The organism is Kitasatospora sp. NPDC033851 (genome assembly GCF_055576085.1).
Genome location: NZ_JBVIRL010000009.1, coordinates 248,648 through 266,119 on the forward strand (window position 1 = coordinate 248,648; position 17,472 = coordinate 266,119).

16 protein-coding genes and 1 riboswitch are annotated in these 17,472 nt (G+C 72.3%); of the genes, 9 read left to right on the top strand and 7 right to left on the bottom strand.

Going from position 1 to position 17,472, the window contains the following annotated elements:
* Positions 1-133: 133 nt before the first annotated feature.
* Positions 134-2,143: a putative Ig domain-containing protein gene (locus ACZ51D_RS19860; protein ID WP_465622591.1), complete on the bottom strand. Its 2,010-nt coding sequence runs from the start codon at positions 2,141-2,143 to the stop codon at positions 134-136.
* 561 nt (positions 2,144-2,704) lie between these two features.
* Positions 2,705-2,930, top strand: a riboswitch (cobalamin riboswitch).
* A 156-nt stretch (positions 2,931-3,086) separates the two neighbouring features.
* On the opposite strand from ACZ51D_RS19860, the gene metE reads away from it, so the two are divergent.
* The 4 genes from metE (at position 3,087) to ACZ51D_RS19880 (ending at position 8,347) form a co-directional block, all read left to right on the top strand.
* The gene (metE, locus tag ACZ51D_RS19865) at positions 3,087-5,456 is read left to right on the top strand and encodes a 5-methyltetrahydropteroyltriglutamate--homocysteine S-methyltransferase (protein ID WP_465663077.1); all 2,370 of its coding nucleotides are present in this window, start codon (positions 3,087-3,089) and stop codon (positions 5,454-5,456) included.
* A gap of 186 nt (positions 5,457-5,642) precedes the next feature.
* Positions 5,643-6,029 carry a DUF485 domain-containing protein gene (locus tag ACZ51D_RS19870; RefSeq protein ID WP_465622533.1) on the top strand — a complete coding sequence of 129 codons (387 nt, stop codon included), beginning with the start codon at positions 5,643-5,645 and terminating at the stop codon, positions 6,027-6,029.
* A complete protein-coding gene (locus ACZ51D_RS19875) occupies positions 6,026-7,756 on the top strand; it encodes a solute symporter family protein (RefSeq protein WP_465663079.1) in 1,731 nt (576 codons plus the stop codon). Before ACZ51D_RS19870 ends, ACZ51D_RS19875 begins: the two co-directional genes overlap by 4 nt.
* A 3-nt stretch (positions 7,757-7,759) precedes the next feature.
* On the top strand, positions 7,760-8,347 hold the full coding sequence (locus ACZ51D_RS19880; protein WP_465622531.1) for a cysteine dioxygenase family protein: 588 nt from the start codon (positions 7,760-7,762) through the stop codon (positions 8,345-8,347).
* 94 nt (positions 8,348-8,441) lie between these two features.
* Here ACZ51D_RS19880 and ACZ51D_RS19885 read toward each other — a convergent pair whose 3' ends face one another.
* The 5 genes from ACZ51D_RS19885 to ACZ51D_RS19905 all read right to left on the bottom strand — a co-directional run bounded on the left by ACZ51D_RS19885 (position 8,442) and on the right by ACZ51D_RS19905 (position 12,307).
* Positions 8,442-9,944, bottom strand: a complete 1,503-nt coding sequence (locus ACZ51D_RS19885) for a serine/threonine-protein kinase (protein WP_465663081.1) — start codon at positions 9,942-9,944, stop codon at positions 8,442-8,444.
* Between the two features lie 87 nt (positions 9,945-10,031).
* Entirely contained in the window at positions 10,032-10,517 is a 486-nt protein-coding gene (locus tag ACZ51D_RS19890; RefSeq protein ID WP_465622528.1) for an NUDIX domain-containing protein, read from the bottom strand.
* A 103-nt stretch (positions 10,518-10,620) separates the two neighbouring features.
* Positions 10,621-11,100 (bottom strand): NUDIX hydrolase, encoded by a 480-nt coding sequence (locus ACZ51D_RS19895; RefSeq protein WP_465622526.1) that lies wholly within the window; start codon positions 11,098-11,100, stop codon positions 10,621-10,623.
* Positions 11,097-11,333, bottom strand: a complete 237-nt coding sequence (locus tag ACZ51D_RS19900; RefSeq protein ID WP_465622525.1) for a hypothetical protein — start codon at positions 11,331-11,333, stop codon at positions 11,097-11,099. Before ACZ51D_RS19900 ends, ACZ51D_RS19895 begins: the two co-directional genes overlap by 4 nt.
* A 518-nt stretch (positions 11,334-11,851) precedes the next feature.
* Positions 11,852-12,307, bottom strand: a complete 456-nt coding sequence (locus ACZ51D_RS19905) for an SRPBCC family protein (RefSeq protein ID WP_465622524.1) — start codon at positions 12,305-12,307, stop codon at positions 11,852-11,854.
* A 311-nt stretch (positions 12,308-12,618) separates the two neighbouring features.
* Between ACZ51D_RS19905 and ACZ51D_RS19910 the strand changes: the two genes are divergently transcribed.
* A complete protein-coding gene (locus tag ACZ51D_RS19910; RefSeq protein WP_465622523.1) occupies positions 12,619-14,388 on the top strand; it encodes a hypothetical protein in 1,770 nt (589 codons plus the stop codon).
* A 175-nt stretch (positions 14,389-14,563) separates the two neighbouring features.
* Here the strand turns inward: ACZ51D_RS19910 and ACZ51D_RS19915 are convergent, their stop codons facing one another.
* Positions 14,564-15,022 (bottom strand): DUF8189 domain-containing protein, encoded by a 459-nt coding sequence (locus tag ACZ51D_RS19915; protein ID WP_465622521.1) that lies wholly within the window; start codon positions 15,020-15,022, stop codon positions 14,564-14,566.
* Positions 15,023-15,621: 599 nt separating this feature from the next.
* On the opposite strand from ACZ51D_RS19915, the gene ACZ51D_RS19920 reads away from it, so the two are divergent.
* The 4 genes from ACZ51D_RS19920 to ACZ51D_RS19935 all read left to right on the top strand — a co-directional run bounded on the left by ACZ51D_RS19920 (position 15,622) and on the right by ACZ51D_RS19935 (position 17,358).
* The gene (locus ACZ51D_RS19920) at positions 15,622-16,053 is read left to right on the top strand and encodes a peptidoglycan-binding domain-containing protein (protein WP_360504391.1); all 432 of its coding nucleotides are present in this window, start codon (positions 15,622-15,624) and stop codon (positions 16,051-16,053) included.
* A gap of 48 nt (positions 16,054-16,101) precedes the next feature.
* Positions 16,102-16,491 carry a peptidoglycan-binding domain-containing protein gene (locus ACZ51D_RS19925; protein WP_465622520.1) on the top strand — a complete coding sequence of 130 codons (390 nt, stop codon included), beginning with the start codon at positions 16,102-16,104 and terminating at the stop codon, positions 16,489-16,491.
* An 83-nt stretch (positions 16,492-16,574) separates the two neighbouring features.
* Positions 16,575-16,955, top strand: coding sequence for a hypothetical protein (locus ACZ51D_RS19930; protein WP_465622518.1), 381 nt, complete (start codon positions 16,575-16,577; stop codon positions 16,953-16,955).
* A gap of 31 nt (positions 16,956-16,986) precedes the next feature.
* Positions 16,987-17,358 carry a peptidoglycan-binding domain-containing protein gene (locus tag ACZ51D_RS19935; protein ID WP_465622517.1) on the top strand — a complete coding sequence of 124 codons (372 nt, stop codon included), beginning with the start codon at positions 16,987-16,989 and terminating at the stop codon, positions 17,356-17,358.
* Positions 17,359-17,472 lie beyond the last annotated feature (114 nt).

Genomic DNA, 17,472 nt, shown 5'->3' on the forward strand with positions numbered 1-17,472 from the left:
GCGCCGCCCCGCGCCGCCCGGCCGCGCCGCCCCCCCCCCCGGGGGGGGGGCCGGGGGGGGCGGGGGGGGTGGGGGGGGGGGGGGGGGCCCCCCGGCCCCCCCCCCCCCCACGGATCGTATGGTCAGGAGATGGTCAGGACACGGTGAGGGCCGTGTCGTCGATGACGAAGCTCGTCTGGAGGGAGCTGTCCTCGGTGCCGGTGAACTTCACGGTGACGTTCTGGCCGGCGTAGGCGGAGAGGTCGAAGGTGCGCTGCTGGTAGCCGGCCGCGGCGTCCACGTTGGAGTAGGTCTTCAGCGTGGTGCCATTGACCGAGACGGTCAGCTTGTCGTACGCGGTGCTGCCCGACTCCGCGGTGTCGATGTGCAGGTAGAAGCTGAGGGCGGCCTTGCAGCCGGCCGGTACGGCCAGGGTCTGGGCGAGCGTGTCGGTGTGGGCGGAGCCGTAGCCGTCGAGCCAGGACTTCCAGCTGCCGCCGTGGGCGGGCTCACTGCCGGAGTTGTCGATCACGCCGGCGCTGGCCGTCCACGGGGTGGCGCTGCCGGTCTCGAAGCCGGGGTTGCCGAGGAGCTGGGCGGGGGTGCAGCCGCCGCCGGCGCCGGTGACGGTCCAGCCGAAGGTGGTGGAGCCGCTGGCGCCGGTGCCGTCGGTGGCGGTGACGGTCACGGTGAAGGTGCCGGCGGTGTTCGCGGTGCCGGTGATCAGGCCGGTGGCGGCGTCGACGCTCAGGCCGGCGGGCAGGCCGGTGGCGCCGTAGCCGAGGGACTGGCCGGAGGCCGAGTCGGTGGCGTGGATCTGCAGGCTGACGGCGGAGCCCTGGGCGGTGCTCTGGCTGCCCGGGTTGGTCACGGTGACGGTGTTGCCGCCGGTGCTGCCGTTGGTGAAGGCGGCGGTGCCGTTGGGGGTGCCGAGGCCGGTCGGGCCGTCGTAGCCGGCGGCGGCGGTGCACAGGTAGGACGGGGAGCAGCTGCCGTTGGCGCCGCTGGTGACGTCGTACAGGGAGCCGGTGTGCGCGTACGGGTAGGAGGCCGGGGCGGTGCCGGCGGCCGGGGTGCCCGCCAGGGCGTAGACGGAGGCGATGATCGGGGAGGAGGCGCTGGTGCCGCCGTAGACGTTCCAGCCCGAGCCGCCGTAGGTCTGGTAGACGGCGACGCCGGTGGCCGGGTCGGCGACGGCGGAGACGTCGGCGACGGTGCGCTTGCCGCAGCCGGTGTCGTGCTGCCAGCTCGGCTTGGCGTCGTAGGCGGAGCAGCCGGAGCCGGCGCCGTTGCCGCCGGAGCTGCTGCCCCAGACCTTCTCGGTCCAACCGCGGGCGGTGGAGGCGCGGTTGAGGCTGGTGCCGCCGACGGCGGTCACGTACTGGGAGGCGGCCGGGTACTCGACGCCGTAGCCGGAGTCACCGGAGGAGACGGTGATGGCGACGCCGGGGTGGTTGAAGTAGCTGGTGTCGGAGCTCGGGTCGGTGGAGTCCTCGCCGCCGCCGTAGCTGTTGGAGACGTACTTGGCGCCCATCGAGACGGCGGTGTTGACGGCGGCGCCGAGGTTGCTCATGTTGGCGTCGTCGGACTCGACCAGCAGGATGTGGCAGTTGGGGCAGACGGCGCTGACCATGTCGACGTCGAGCGAGATCTCGCCGGCCCAGCCGCTGTCGGCGGTCGGGTAGCTGGTGCCGCCGCGCTGGTCGACCTTCCTGAAGCAGCCGTTGGCGGTGGTGCAGGCGGGCAGGCCGTACTGGGAGCGGTAGGTGGCGAGGTCGGACTCCGCGTTGGGGTCGTCCTGGGCGTCGACGATGGCGACGGTGGCGCCGGCGCCGGCCGAGGTCGGGAGGTTGTAGGCGGAGGCGAGGTCGCTGGGGCCCAGGCCGGAAGGGTTGATGTCCGGGGCCAGGGCGAGGTGCTGGACGAGGTCGGTGCGGGCGAGCGCGAGGCAGGCCATTTCGCCGGGGTGGGTCGGGGCGGCGCAGACGTGCTTGGTGGTGACACCGGTGGTGGGGCCGGTGCCGGCGGTCCCGCCGGGGACGGCGGCGGCGCCGGGGGCGGTGGCCGCGAGCAGGCCGGTGGCGGCCAGCGCGAAGGCGGGCAGGGCGGCGAGCAGTCTGCGCGCCCGGGCAGGGCGCGCACCGCTGGGGGAGTGGAAGCGCAAGAGTCGACCCTCCGTGGGGGTGAGGGCGCGGCCGGTGCCGGCAGTTGGGGTGCTCGCCGGGACGGGCTCGGGCCCGTGCTGACGGATCGCGTGCAGGTGCTCGCCGGCCACGGCGGATGGCCGTGGACCGGCATGGTGCTTGCGCTGTACGGGAGGTGGGGCACGCACCCCGGGTGAGCAGGGTGGTGTGGCCATGACATGCATGGGCATGTCGGAGGCCCGTACCGTTCACGGTCGGGCCCGGCCGCTTCGGTACCGCCATGAGGTTACTGACGGGTGTTCGACAACCTCAAGGTGCCGTTCGCAGCCTTTACCGGGCTTTGCCCATCAATTGTCCGGAGGATGAGGCGGGTTGCTCCGCACCGGCGGAGGCGGGCTGCTCCGCACCGGCGGAGCCGGGTCGCGACGCCGGTGGGTGTCGGTGGGTCCCGCCGTGACGAGCCGTCATGTTCCGACTCCCGCGATGGGGAAGCCCGGTCCTCCGGCCGCTCCTCGCGTCGACGCCGTCCCAGTATCCGGACGATTTGAGCGAATCCCTGTTCAGCTCCCGCGGTCCTGCGCCTAAGCTGGCCGTGCAGCTGGTTCGCCCTGTCCGCCAGGCAGGCGCGTCGCAAGAGGGAACCCGGTGGGAATCCGGGACTGCCCCGCAGCGGTGAGTGGGAACGACCGCCGTCATACGCACTGGGCCCGGGACGGGTCTGGGAAGCGACGGCCAGTAGGTGTCCGCCCTGGAAGCAGGGCGGCTGTGCCCGCGAGTCCGAAGACCTGCCACTGCCCGCGCGCGACCGATCGCGCGCGGAGATCCGGTGACCTCGAGGGCGGGTCGGCGTACCTACCAGACGGAGCCGCGCCCACGTGCGGGCGCCCGTCCGGTTCGTCACCCCTTCGCGCCTTCGTCCCGTCATCGGGGACCAGAGGAATCAGGCTCGCGAAGGAGAGTCCCTTGACAGCGAAGTCCGCAGCGACCACCACCAGCACCACCGCAGTCGCCACCACCGCCACCACCACCGGCGCCGCAACCACCACCGCAGCCACCGCGTACGGCTACCCCCGGCAGGGTCGCAACCGGGAACTGAAGAAGGCGATCGAGGGGTACTGGAAGGGCGCGGTCACCGCCGAGGCGCTGCTGAACACCGCCGCCGACCTGCGCCGGGAGAGCTGGGCCCAGCTCGCCGAGGCCGGGGTTGGGGAAGTCCCGACCGGAGACTTCTCCCTCTACGACCACGTGCTGGACACGACGGTCGCCGTCGGCGCGATCCCCGCCCGACACCGGTCCGCGGTCGACACCGATCCCCTGGACGGCTACTTCGCCATGGCACGCGGCACCCAGGAGGTGGCGCCGCTGGAGATGACCAAGTGGTTCGACACCAACTACCACTATCTCGTACCGGAGTTGGGCCCCGACACGGTCTTCGCCGCGAACCCGGCCAAGGCGGTCGCCGAGCTGCGCGAGGCCCTCGTCCTCGGTCACGCCGCCAGGCCGGTGCTGGTCGGTCCGGTGACCTACCTGCTGCTCGCCAAGCCCGCTCCCGGGGTGGCCGAGGACTTCCAGCCGATCACCCTGCTGGACCGGCTGCTGCCCGTCTACGCCGAACTGCTCGCCCACCTGCGGGCGGCGGGCGCCGAATGGGTGCAACTGGACGAGCCCGCCCTCGTCCAGGACCGCGCCCCGGCCGAACTCAACGCCGCCGCCCGCACCTACCGCGAGCTGGGCGGCCTCGCCGACCGGCCCAAGCTGCTGGTCGCGAGCTACTTCGACTGCCTCGGCGACGCCCTGCCGGTGCTCGCCAAGGCCCCGGTCGAGGGCCTGGCGCTGGACTTCACCGGCCCGGCCGCCGCCAACCTGAACGACCTCGCCGCCGCCGGCGGCCTGCCCGGCAAGCGGCTGGTCGCGGGAGTCGTGGACGGCCGCAACATCTGGATCAACGACCTGGAGAAGTCGCTGGCCACCCTGGCGACCCTGCTCGGCCTCGCCGACAGCGTGGACGTCGCGCCGTCCTGCTCCCTGCTGCACGTGCCGATCGACGCCGCCGCCGAACGCGACATCGACCCGCAGATCGCCCGATGGCTGGCCTTCGCCCGGCAGAAGGCCGCCGAGGTCGCCCTGCTGGCCCGCGGTCTGCGGGAGGGCGCCGGTGCGATCACCGCCGAACTCGCCGCGAACCGCGCCGACCTGGCCTCCCGGGCCACCTCCCCGATCACCCGCGACCCGGCGGTCCGGGCCCGGGTCGCCGCCGTCACCGGGGCCGACACCCGCCGCGCCCAGCCCTACCCCGTCCGGGCGGCGGCCCAACGCGCCCGGCTCGGCCTGCCGCTGCTGCCGACCACCACCATCGGATCCTTCCCGCAGACCACCGAACTGCGCGTCGCCCGCGCCGACTTGGCGGCCGGTCGGATCGACGCGGGCGCGTACCGCGAGCGGATGGCGGCCGAGGTCCGCGAGGTCATCGCCTACCAGGAGAAGGCCGGACTGGACGTCCTGGTGCACGGCGAGCCCGAACGCAACGACATGGTCCAGTACTTCGCCGAGCAGCTCACCGGCTACCTGGCCACCCGGCACGGCTGGGTGCAGTCCTACGGCACCCGCTACGTGCGGCCCCCGGTCCTCGCGGGGGACATCTCCCGCCCGCGCCCGATGACCGTCGACTGGTTCCGCTACGCGCAGGGCCTGACCGCCCGCCCGGTCAAGGGCATGCTCACCGGCCCGGTCACCATGCTCGCCTGGTCCTTCGTCCGCGACGACCAGCCGCTCGCCGACACCGCCCGCCAGGTCGCCCTCGCCCTGCGCGACGAGGTCACCGACCTGGAGGCCGCGGGCGCCGCCGTCGTCCAGGTCGACGAGCCGGCCCTGCGCGAAACCCTCCCGCTGCGGGCCGCTGACCGCCCGGCGTACCTCGACTGGGCCACCGAGTCCTTCCGCCTCGCCACCTCCGGCGTCCGCGCCGACACCCAGGTCCACACCCACATGTGCTACGCCGAGTTCGGCGCCATCATGACGGCGATCGACGACCTCGACGCGGACGTCATCTCCCTGGAGGCCACCCGCTCGCACATGGAGGTCGCCGGAGAGCTCGCCGAGGCCGGCTACCCGCGCGAGGTCGGCCCCGGCGTCTGGGACATCCACTCCCCGCGCGTCCCGAGCACCGACGAGGCGCTCACCCTCCTGCGGGCCGGCCTCGCCGCCATCCCGGCCGAGCGGCTGTGGGTCAACCCCGACTGCGGCCTGAAGACCCGCGGCTGGCCGGAGACCCGCGCGTCCCTGGACAGCCTGGTCGCCGCCGCCCGCCGCCTGCGCGAGGAACTCGCCGGCTGACCCGTCGGCCGACGGCCACCGGGGCGGAGGCGGCACTCGCCGCGTCCGCCCCGGTGGGCCGGGCCGTTGCCGGTTGCCGGTCGCGGATCGCCGGTTGCCGCCGCCGGTCGCTCGTTGATCGCTTGTCTACCGCGCACTTCTACGGTCGGGCCATCGGCAAGTTCCGCACCGCTCAGAAGGATTCCCATGATGGACCCCACCGTGTCGTCGGGCCGCGACGCGCCCTGGATCGGCGACGATCCGCGATTCACCGAACTGCGCGCCGCCTACCGCACGTTCGTGTTCCCGGTGACGGCGGCCTTCCTGCTCTGGTTCCTGGCGTACGTGCTCTGCTCGGCCTATGCCCGCGACCTCATGGCGACGAAGGTCGTCGGGAACGTCAACGTGGCCCTGGTCTTCGGACTGCTGCAGTTCGTCTCGACCTTCGGCATCGCCCTGGCCTACGGCCGGTTCGCCGCCCGGCGGCTGGACCCGCTGGCCGCGGCCCTGCGGAGCGTGGCGGTGTCCCACCCGACAGCCCCGGCCCCGGCCGGCCACGGCGGCGACCAGGAACCGACGGAGAACCAGGCATGACACAGCACCTTCCGCTCGCCGCGACGACGGCGCAGTCGGCATCGAACAAGGCCCTGACGATCGGCCTGTTCGTCGCCCTGGTGGCGGTGACCCTCGTCATCACCCTCTGGGCGCGGCGGAGCACCCGGGGCACCGGCGGCTTCTACACCGGCGGCGGCGAGTTCTCCGCGCTGCAGAACGGCATCGCGATCTCGGGCGACTACCTGTCCGCGGCCTCCTTCCTCGGCATCGCCGGGATCATCGCGCTCTCCGGGTACGACGGCTTCCTCTACTCGATCGGCTTCCTGGTCGCCTGGCTGGTCGCGCTGCTGCTGGTCGCCGAACTGCTGCGCAACACCGGCCGGTTCACCATGGCCGACGTGCTGGCCGCGCGGCTGCGCAGCGGGCCGATGCGCACCGCAGCGGGCGTGTCGACCATCGTGGTCTCGATCTTCTACCTGATCGCGCAGATGGTCGGCGCGGCGACGATCGTGGGGCAGCTGCTCGACGTCAAGGGCAGCGCCGCGCAGATCTGGACCATCGCCGGGGTCGGCGCCCTGATGATCGTCTACGTCGTGGTCGGCGGGATGAAGGGCACCACCTGGGTGCAGATCGTCAAGGCGGTGCTGCTGATCGCCGGCGCGGCGACGATGACCGTGTGGGTGCTGGCGAAGTACGGGTTCAACATCAGCCACCTGCTCGGGGACGCCGCGGCGGCGTCCAAGAAGGGCGACGCCTTCCTCCAGCCCGGCCTGAAGTACGGGGCGACCGACGGCTGGTCGAAGCTCGACCTGGTCAGCCTCGGCACCGCCCTGGTGCTGGGCACCGCGGCGCTGCCGCACGTGCTGGTCCGCTTCTACACCGTCCCGACCGGGCGTGACGCACGCAAGTCGGTGAACTGGTCGATCGGCATCATCGGGGTGTTCTACCTGATGACCCTGGTGCTCGGCTTCGGCGCGGCCGCGCTGGTCGGCACGGCGACGATCAAGGAGAAGGACCCCTCCGGCAACACCGCCGCCACCCTGCTGGCCGAGCACCTCGGCGGCGGCGCGGGCACCACCGGCGGCTCCCTGATGCTCGCCTTCATCGCGGCGGTCGCGTTCGCCACCATCCTGGCGGTCGTCGCCGGGCTCACCCTGACCTCCTCGTCGTCGTTCGCCCATGACCTGTACGCCAGTGTCATCCGCAAGGGCCGGGCCACGGAGCGGCAGGAGCTGGTCACGGCGAAGGTCGCCGCCGTGGTCATCGGCGCGGTCGCGGTCGCCCTGTCGATCTTCGCCAGGGACCTCAACGTGGCGTTCCTGGTGGCCCTGGCCTTCGCCATCGCGGCCTCGGCCAACCTGCCGGCGATCCTGCTGACCCTGTTCTGGCGGCGCTTCACCACCTTCGGCGCCAAGTGCGGCATCTACGCGGGCCTGGTCAGCGCGATCGGCCTGGTGCTGCTCTCCCCGATCTGCTGGGGCGGCGCGAGCAGTACGGTCCACGCCGTGAAACTGACGGCCGCCCAGGCGAAGGACTGCGGGGTGCCGGCGGCCGGCAAGCAGGTCGGCAACGCCACGGCGCTGATCTCCTGCACCACCACCGCGCCGATCCCGCTGCAGAATCCGGGCGTCATCTCGATCCCGGTCGGGTTCGCGGCCGCGGTCCTCGGCTCCCTGGCCGGCGGCCGCCGCCGTCGCGACGAGGAGTCGGACCCGCGCCGCTTCGAGGAGTTCGAGGTCCGCGCGCTCACCGGGGCGGGGCGGTAGACCGTGGCACCGGGCTCCAACCTCGACGAGTTCCTCTCCGACCTCGCGCGCTACGCCGCCGCGGACGTCCTGACCGCCCAGCTCACCGCCGACACCCTGCGCAAGTACCTGCGGGCCGGACTGATCGTTCCCGACGACCTGTGCGCCGGCGACACCGACGGCTACGCGCAGCGTCTGCTGCATGCCGGACGGACACACTCCGTGGTGGCCCTGACCTGGCTGCCCGGGCAGTCCACCCCGATCCACGACCACGTCGCCTGGTGCGTGTCGGGTGTGGTGGAGGGCGTCGAGGTGGACGAGGCGTACCGGCTGTGGCGGCTCCGCCGCTCCGGCCGCCGGGTGCTCGCGCCGGCCGGCCGGACCACCTGCTCGCCCGGCCGGGTGCAGCTCCTGGTGCCGCCGGACGAGGACATCCACCGGGTGTCGAACGGCGGCACCGGCCGCGCGGTCTCCCTGCACGTCTACGGCGCCGACATCTCGCTGAACGGGGACAGCTCGATCAACCGGGTCTTCGGGCAGGACCTCGTGGACGCCCCGCCGGACGGGGCCCGCCTGGTGAGCTGGCGGCGCCCGGACGCTCTGGCCCCCTGACCGGCACCCGGCGCCCTGACGGGCTGCGGACTGACGGGCCGTCCGATGTGCACGGCCCGTCAGCCGCGTCCCGGGCGGGCATGCCGCCGCCGCGTCACGCGGGGTGGCGGGCGCCGGGGATCTTCCACCAGAGGAGCCAGACGCCGGTGGAGACGATCAGCGCGTTCACGACGATCGGGCCCGGCATCGGGCTGTAGCCGTGCAGGCCCATCCACCCGATGGAGTCGACGTACATGACGGCGTAGAACAGCGCCACGTCGAAGATCAGGAAGAGGGCCCACACCAGCCCCGGGTGGAGACGCGGCCGGGGCAGCGCGTGCACGAGCGAGATCACGGCCGTGGCGGCGATCACGCGCGAATAGTAGGAGGGCGGCAGGTAGGACAGGTCGTTCCACGGCAGCGCCAGGCCGACGGCCCAGAGCAGCGCCATGCTGCCGATGAAGCGCAGCAACCGGACGACGGCTGGGCTGGTCCCGGGCGTGCCGTCGGTGCCACCGGTGCCGTCGGTGCCGTCGGTGCCGTCGGCGGTCGGCGCCACCGCCGGCGGGTAGGGCGGGGGCTGCTGGTGCGGCACCCGGGCGCCCTCGGCCGTCGGTACCGGGTGCGGGTGCGGCTGCGGGTGCGGACCGAGTACCGACCGCAGCGGTGCCGTGGGCGTCACCGGCACCGGAGGGACGGGTGCCGGGTAGACCGGGGGCGGACCGAACCCGCCCGACCCGAACCCGCCCGACCCGGACGTGTCGACCTGCGTCGGCGGGGCGACGAGCGGAGCCACCTCGCCCCGGGCCACCGACTCCAGCGCCGCGAGCGCCTGTTCGGCCGTCAGCCGCTGCGCCGGGTCCTTGGTGAGCAGCCCCGCGAGCACCGGCGCGAGCGCACCGGCCCGCCGGGTCGGGCGCGGGGGCTGGGTGACGACGGCGATGCAGAGCGCCGTGAACGACTCCGCGTGGAACGGCGCCTCGCCCTCCACCGCGGCGTAGAGCGTCGCACCGAGTGACCACAGGTCGTTGGCGGAGGTCGGCGGCCTGCCCTCCAGCTGCTCGGGGGCCATGTAGGCGGGGGTGCCGATGACGGCGCCGGTGCGGGTGAGCGCGGTGGTCGCGTCAGCCATGTGCGCGATGCCGAAGTCGGTGAGGATGACCCGCTCGTCCATCAACAGGACGTTGTCCGGCTTGAGATCGCGGTGGACGATCCCCGCCGCGTGCGCCTGCTGCAGCGCCTTGAGCATCGCGGCGCCGATCTCGGCCACCCGCCGGACCGGCAGGGCTCCCTCCCGGTCGAGCAGCGAGGCGAGGGAGGCCCCGGTCACGTACTCCATGACGATCACGGGCGCGCCCTCGTGCTCGACCACGTCGTGGACGGTGATGATGCCCGGATGGTTGAGCCGCGCGGCGGCGAGCGCCTCGCGCAGCGTGCGCTGCAGGAGTTGCTCGCGGTGGTCGTCGGCGACGCCCTCCGGCAGGAGCACCTCCTTCACGGCGACATCCCGACCGAGGGTCTCGTCCCGCCCCCGCCACACGCGGCCCATGCCGCCTTGCCCGATGAGGTCGTGGAGGCGGTACCGGCCCCCGACGACTGCCCCGCTCGTCGCTGTCACGGGCTCATACCTTAGTGCGGCGGCCCTGCCCCGGACACGCCCCGGCGCGGACCCGTCGGGAGGCCGACGGTGTCGGCCCCCCTGCTCTCACCCGCCGACCAGGGTCCGCGGGTCGAAGGGCTTGCCGTCCCAGCCGTGGGCGGAGAAGCCGCGCCCCCCGGACAGGTACAGGGTGAGGGCGGCGTGGGAGGTCGGGAACATCGGCAGCGGCAACGTGTCGGCCGGGGACCAGGTGACGGTGAGGTGCTTGTCCGGCTCAGTGTTCGTCAGCTCGCCGCGCCAGGCGGTGGCGAGGAACACCGACAGCAGGAACGGGCCCTTGCCGTCCCAGCCGGTACGGACCTGGACCGTGTGCACGAGCCGCAGGCCTTCCGGGTCGACGATCAACCCGGTCTCTTCCCGCAGTTCACGGGCGGCGGCCTCGTCCAGGCGCTCGCCGACCTCGACCTTGCCGCCAGGGATCGTCCACGCCGGGGTCGTGCTCCAACGGTTCGCGGCGTAGTGGATCGTCGCGATCCGGCCCCGGCCCCGGTCATGGGCGATCACGGCCACGGCCTGGCGAAGGCTTTCCACAGTGCTACCTCCAAGACGGTTGAGCGAACAAGGATTTCAGACGGTCGGGGGGCCGGCCGCGCCGCGCAGCAGCCGGTCGGCGTCGTCGGGGAGGGCGGCGCGGTCATGACGGCCAGCCGACGGTGGACAACGGGTTGCCGCGGGTGACCTCGGCGAGGGCGTGCGCGGTGTACGGCACGATGTCGGCCGGCAGCCGGTCGAGCGGCCACCACCGCAGTTCCTCGCACTTGTGCGGCTCCGCGTTGCGCACCTGCCCGCCGTAGCGGGCGGGGCGGAAGAAGAGCTGGAGACGGCTGCGCCCGTCGTCGGCGTCGAGGTGGTGCAGCGTGTGGACGAGTTCGAGGTCGTCCTCGGCGATGGTGATGCCGAGTTCCTCCTCGGCTTCGCGGGTCATGGAGCGGGTGACGTGCTCGCCGCGCTCCATGTGCCCGGCCGGGAGGTGCCAGAGGCCGTTGGCGTAGCTGGTGTTGCGGCGTCGGCCGAGCAGGACCGCGCCGTCGCCGGCCAGGACGAGGTGGACGCCGACGACCAGCGTCAGCGGGTCCGTCCCGGGCGCGCGGCCGGTGTGGTCGAGGTGGGTCACGAGGTCCTCCCGGTGGATTGGCCGTTCGCCGCGGTGAGCAGCGGCAGGTAGTGGTGCATGTAAGGCGGGACCTTGAGGTCGAGTACCTCGTCGAAGGGGACCATGCGCACGGCCAGGCCCTCGTCACCGAGCCGCAGGTCGCTCTCGGGGCCGTGCCAGACGGCGTATCCTCCAGACGCGGAGCGGTGCGCGGGCGTGCGGAAGCGCCGGATTCGGCCGACGAGAAAGCGCAAGGTGGCTTGTCTCAAGCCGAGTTGACGGAGTTGTTACGGGCGGGTGGCGTCCGATGATGCTGCTGTTCGAATGCGGTGTTCAAGTGGATTACCTCCGGGCGATCCCGAGGCGAACAGGGACACTTCGAGCACCTCCCGGGCGCGGTCCAGCGTGTCCTCCAGCTGGTCGATCACGGGGCGGAGGGCGGCGGAGCCCAGTGCGCAGGCGGCGAGCGCCTGTTCGAGCGCGGCTCCCGGCCGGGTTCGATGCGGTCGCGGACGCCATGGTGGGTGAGGAGGTCGCGCAGCGCAGAGCCGCCGACAGATTCACCCGTTCGGCTGGTCACGTACACGAGCAGGTTTCGGGCCGCGGACGGGGTCATGATCCTGGGTTCGGACCGCCGGATGTCCGGCGAGCCGGTCGGCTGCTTCTTCCGGCGGCCCTTCCACGTCCGAGTCGCCGCCCTCGATGTCTACCGGGCGGCGGAGGCCGCCCAGGCTGAGGGCGGGCAGGCCTGGTCCTGGCCGATTCGCGGTCGTCAGCCGCCCTCGGGCGACGGCCGGGGGCCGGCCCCCGCGTCGCGGTCCTCGATGAAGTGCTTGAAGCGGCGCAGGTCGCCGCGTACCTGGACGCCGAGCACGCCCAGCTTGTCGGCGGCCTTCTCGGCCAGGCCGGTGGGCTGGAAGACCATGGTCATCCTCACCCGGGTGCGGGCTGCGCCGAGCGGCTCGAAGTCGACCGTGCCGGTGTGCTTCACGCTCTCGCCGGTGGTGCGCCAGGCGACCCGCTCATCGGGCACCCGCTCGACGACCTCGGTCTCGAACTCCCGGGACAGCCCGGCGATCCTGGTCCGCCAGTGGGCACGGCGGTCGTCCAGCTGCCTGACCTCCTCCACGCCGTCCATGAACTTCGGGAAGTCCCCGAAGGTCGCCCACTGGTCGTAGACGACGCGGACGGGCACGTCCACGTCGATCGACTCCACCACCGTGCTCATCGCTCACCTCTCCACGCTGTCCTGTCGGCCGATCCGCCGCGCGGCCGCCGGGAGGGAGGTTCGCGGACGGCGCCCCTGTCAGTCTGGGCCGTGCGCCGGGCGTCGGCGACCGGTCGGTCGGGGTTCCCGGGGGCTCGGCGCCCGCCGCCGGGCGGTCGACGGCGGGTCCGCCCGGGTGACCGGCCCGGTGGCAGGAGCGAGGGGCCCGGCGTGTCAGCCGGGCCGACCGTGACCGCTCTGCCAGCGTGTTCCGCGGCCCGGTGCCGGACGAGCCGCACACCGGCACAGTGATCCGACCCGAGGAGCCCCGCTTGCCTCACCGGTTGCCCCTTCCCCGGCTGACGGCCGTCGTCGTGGCCCTGCTCCTCGGGCTCTCCGCCTGTTCCAGCTCCGGCACCGGCTCCGGCTCGGGAGCGCGCCCGGCCGACTCGCACGGCAGTTCCCCGCCCGCCGACGAGGTGGCCGCGGGCGGTCCGCTGGTCGGCGACCCCACCCTCGTCTCCGGCGAACAGTCCTGCGCGGCCGCGGAGGGCAACGCTCCGTGGTATCCGACCATCGCCGCCTTCGAGGTCCACGACTCGAACCGGACACACCGCTACGCGTGCGCGCACTTCGCGGGCGCCCCGTCGAACAACCAGGTCTACGCCTACAGTTCGCAGCAGGTCTACGCCACGCCGTACAACATCGTGGACCGCGGCCCCGACGAGCTCTACGTCTACGGCGGTGGCTACGGCGACGACCCGGCCGCCTCCGGCTCGTTCGTCTCGCGGGTGGAACCCGGAACCTTCAACGAGGTCTGGCGGCAGGTGCTCATCAACACCCACGCGACCGACGAATGGGACTACCCAGGCGTCCTGAACGTCCTGTCGGACGGCAGCCTGGTGGTCATCTACGGTTACCACATCGCCCGGATCGACCCGCAGACCGGCAAGGTCCTCGCCCGGACCACCCTTCCCACCGGCCAGTCGGCCCCGCGCGACACCGCGTACAACGGCTACGACGCGCTCTCCGACGGGACCATCGTCGCCAAGACCGTCAACCGGCAACCCGGGTGCACGGAGCAGGGTTTCAGCGCCTTCCTCAACTGCCCCGACCCGACGGCCGTACCGCCCTCGATCATGGTGGCGATCGACCCGAAGAGCCTCCAGGTGATCTCCCAGGTCACGCTGCCCGAGATGATGGGCGGCCGCATCACCACCTCGACGCTCAACGACACGCAGGAGATCTACCTGCCCGGAGCGACCAAGCTCTACCGCTACACCTACCAGAACAGCGCCTTCGCCCCCGACCCCTCGTGGGGGCCGGTGCCCTACCTCAAGGACGGGCAGACGGCCGCGTCCGCCATGGCCGTCATCAACGATTACGTCGTCGCGATGACCAACGGCGGGAAGCCGACCCCGACCCCGATGAGCGTCGTCGCCGTCTCCCAGAGCGACTCCACCAAGGTGGCGAACGTCCAGCCCTTCGCCGACAGCGGCAGCAAGAACAGCTTCATCCCGTCGATGGTCTCGGTCGACCCCGAGAACAACCGCGTCTACGCGATGGACGCCGGAGCGGGCAAGCTGGCCGGGATCGACCTGACGAACGGCGCGCTGTCGGTGGCGTGGACGCAGGACCAGACGACGCTCAGCTTCACGACCCTCATCGGCCCCGGGGACCAGCGCGTCCTGATCGGGACCGACATCCCGGTGAAGTTCTTCCAGGGCCTCAAGAAGTACACCACCGAACAGGTCGTGTGGCGCAGGGCCCAGGACGGCACCGAACTCGCCCGGTCCAGCCAACTGCCCAAGATGACCCAGGGAATCCTGGTCACACCCGGCTACGCCGCACTCCAGTACTTCCTCACCGCGGACGGCCACGTCACCGGGCTCCAGGTCGCGCCGAAGCCCGCGTCCCCGTCTCCTTCACCCGCCGCTCCGGGCAGCCCCACGAAGTCCACGTCCCCGGCGTCTCCCGCGTCCCCGGCGTCCCCGGCGTCCTCGGCGTCCTCGGCGTCTCCTGCGTCCCCGGCGTCCCCGGCGTCCCCCGCGTCGTCCGGCTCGCCAGGTCCGTCCGGCACCGCCACGGTGACCCCGTCCTGAACCTGTTCACGCACCTCGTCGGCCTGCCACCGGCCACCCATCACCGTCCCGCCCGTCGCCGTCCCGCCCGTCGCCCCGAACGACCGAGGAGCCCGAGCGCACCCGCTCGGACTCCTCGGTACCGGCGAACCGGCCCCGGGCTGGAGACCCGAAACCCCGGGTGTGAAGCACGGGGTCAGACGGCGGCCCACCCGGTCCAGTTGCCGTTGGTGTCACGGACGCGGCTCCAGATGCGGCCGTCGGTGCCCTTCGCGCCGACCTCGAAGTTGCCGAAGCCCATGTCCGTGGCGAGGATGCCGACCGGGCCCGCCAGGACACCGCCGAGGGAGAGCCAGCCGCTCTTCTTGCCGGACTTGTCGACGGTCCAACGCGTCCACACGGCGTGGTCGGTGCCGATGACGAACACCTCCTGGCGGCCGTCACGGAAGTAGTACGTCGCGGTGCCGGCGCCGTACTCGTCGCCGCAGAGGTAGTTGCCGCCCCACACCGGGCTGCTGCACACGCCCAGGCTGCTGCCGACCGTGCCGCTGCCCGCGCCGGGGGCGCCCGAGCCCGCCGCACCGGCGGGCGCCGCGCCGAGGGACAGCGCGGCGAGCGCGGCCACGGAGGCGGCAACGGCCTTGATGAGCTTCATGATTGCTCCCGAGGAGAGACGTGCAGACCGATCGGGACCGAGCGAACAGGCCGGTCCCTCACCAGTGCTGACGGGGGCACACCCGGAACGGGTTCAACCGGCCTGCCGACGGTCGCTGCGCGCCTTGTCCGGATCGGCGGCGGGCCCTGAGCAGGCTGTGGGGGCAGCCACCCGACATATCGGACCGCCCCAGAATTGAGACGTCTCAGCTTCCCCCCTGAGACAGGCATCCGATCACCGCCGGCACCCCGCGCTGGGACACCCGGTGACACCCGGCGACACGTGGTGAGACGGCGTGAGATGGCGTGAGATGGCGTGAGATGGCGTGAGACGGATCCGGGCCACCGGGAATCCAGCAGAGCGTCAGGCCGTCGATCGGTAGGCTCCGAACCCAGCGGTGGCCGTGATCAAGGTCCCGCACATCCGAAGTGATGCCGTGCCAGGGGCGAGCTGCGCTCCCGTCCGGCCGTGCCGCGCCCTTTCCTCGCGCGGCTCGTGGCGTCGTACCGGAACCAGGAACCGTCCGGAACGTCGAGGGCTTACCGGCTACCGCTACCCGCAGGTGCCCGGCTGCGCCCCGGCTGAACAGGAGGAAGTCGATGAGCATGGTGGCAAGGATCGGCAAGGGGGCCGTGGCGCTGGCGATGGCCGGTGCATCGGTGCTGGGTGTGACGGGCAGCGCGAGTGCGGCCCCCGGTGCGTCCTACATCGGACCCGGCTACGCCACCTCCGGCGCCGGTGTGTGGTGCGTGCAGCACAGCATCAACTACTTCCTCGCCAACAACGGATCGGCGTACCGCGCGAGCGCCCCGTACTGGTCGCTCGACGAGGACAGCCAGTGGGGTCCGAAGACCGAGGCCGAGGTCCGCTGGTTCCAGGCGCACTGGGGCTACGACCAGGACGGCATCGTCGGACCGACCACGGGCTTCCAGATCCTGGTCTACGGGGAGCCGAAGTTCAGCGGGACCCCGTGGAACGGCCCCGGCTACTGCTACTGGCAGGTGCCCAGCGACCACATGTACGGCGCGTAGCACGAACATTCCGTCCCCCTGTCGAAACCCCTGTCGAAAGGAATCACCATGATCAAGAAGTCGATCGGCCGAGGCCTGGTCGCAGCCGTCGCCCTCACGCTCTCCACCGCCGCACTGGCCGGTACCGCGCAGGCGTCGACCACGGCCCCCTACCTCGGTTACAGCCACACCACCTCGGGCACCGGGGTGTGGTGCGTGCAGCACCTGGTCAACGACTACCTGCGGCTGAGCGGGGAGGCGACCATCAGCGAGGACAGCCAGTGGGGCCCGCAGACCGACGCCGCCGTGCGGAACTTCCAGCAGGCCGTCCTCGGCAGCAGCCAGGCGGACGGCGTCGTCGGCCCGCGGACGGGCAGCAAGCTGATGAACGTCGACTGGACCGACCCGTACGCCGGGCCCAACGGCTCTTGCCTGCCGTTCATCCCGACCACCAGCTGATCCGCAGCCGGCTGCGCGAAGGCCGGAAGAGGCCCCGTTCCGCCGAGCCCGGCGGACGGATACCCACAAGGCAGAGGAAGACCATGCACAACGCACTCAAGAAGCTGGCGGCGACCGCCGCCGTCGGCGTGTCCACGCTCGCCATGTCGCTGGTCGGCGCCACGGGCGCGCACGCCGACTCCCAGGACGGCTGCCCCTACCCGTACGTGTGCATCTACGCCGGTCCCTCCAGCAGCACGATCGTGGCCCAGTTCCGGGACATCACCAGCTACTACCAGAGCACCTACCACGGCCCGGGCTTCAGCGTCGTCAACACGCGGAACCAGGACACGGTGTGGCTTCGCATCAACTACGGCGGCAGCGACGACTACGAGTGCCTCAGCAACGCGAGCCACGACCAGAACAGCATCGGATCGCTCGGAACCCTCACCGGCATCATGATCAGCTCCAACACCAGCTGCTGATACCCGCCCTCGGCAGAACGGATGTGACGGCATGAGAACAGGCGCAACAGCAGCACGGATCGCCGCCGGTCTGGCGTTGTCGCTGTCGGTGGTCATCGGCCTCGGCGGAACGGCCCAGGCGTCCCCGACCGCCCCCTACCTTCGGACGGGGTCGTCCGGACAGGCAGTCAAGTGCGTCCAGGCGTTCCTCAACCTCGCCGGACTCGGCCACAGGATCGCCGTGGACGGCGACTTCGGGCCGGACACGAAGAGCACGGTCGAGGACTTCCAGCGCGCGGACGGCCTGCCGATCGACGGCATCGTCGGACCCCGAACGGGCACCGAGTTGTGGAACTACTACAACGCGTACGTCTTCCCGCATGTCATGGACTACTGCTACGACTACATCCCGACGCAGTCGTAAGGCGCGCCACCCCGCTCCTGCCACGACGGCACCGCCCGGCAAGGGCGGTGCCGTCGGCATCCGGAGCCGGTGTCCGGGCGGGGCACCGGAGGCACCGTGCGGGGTGCCGGAGGG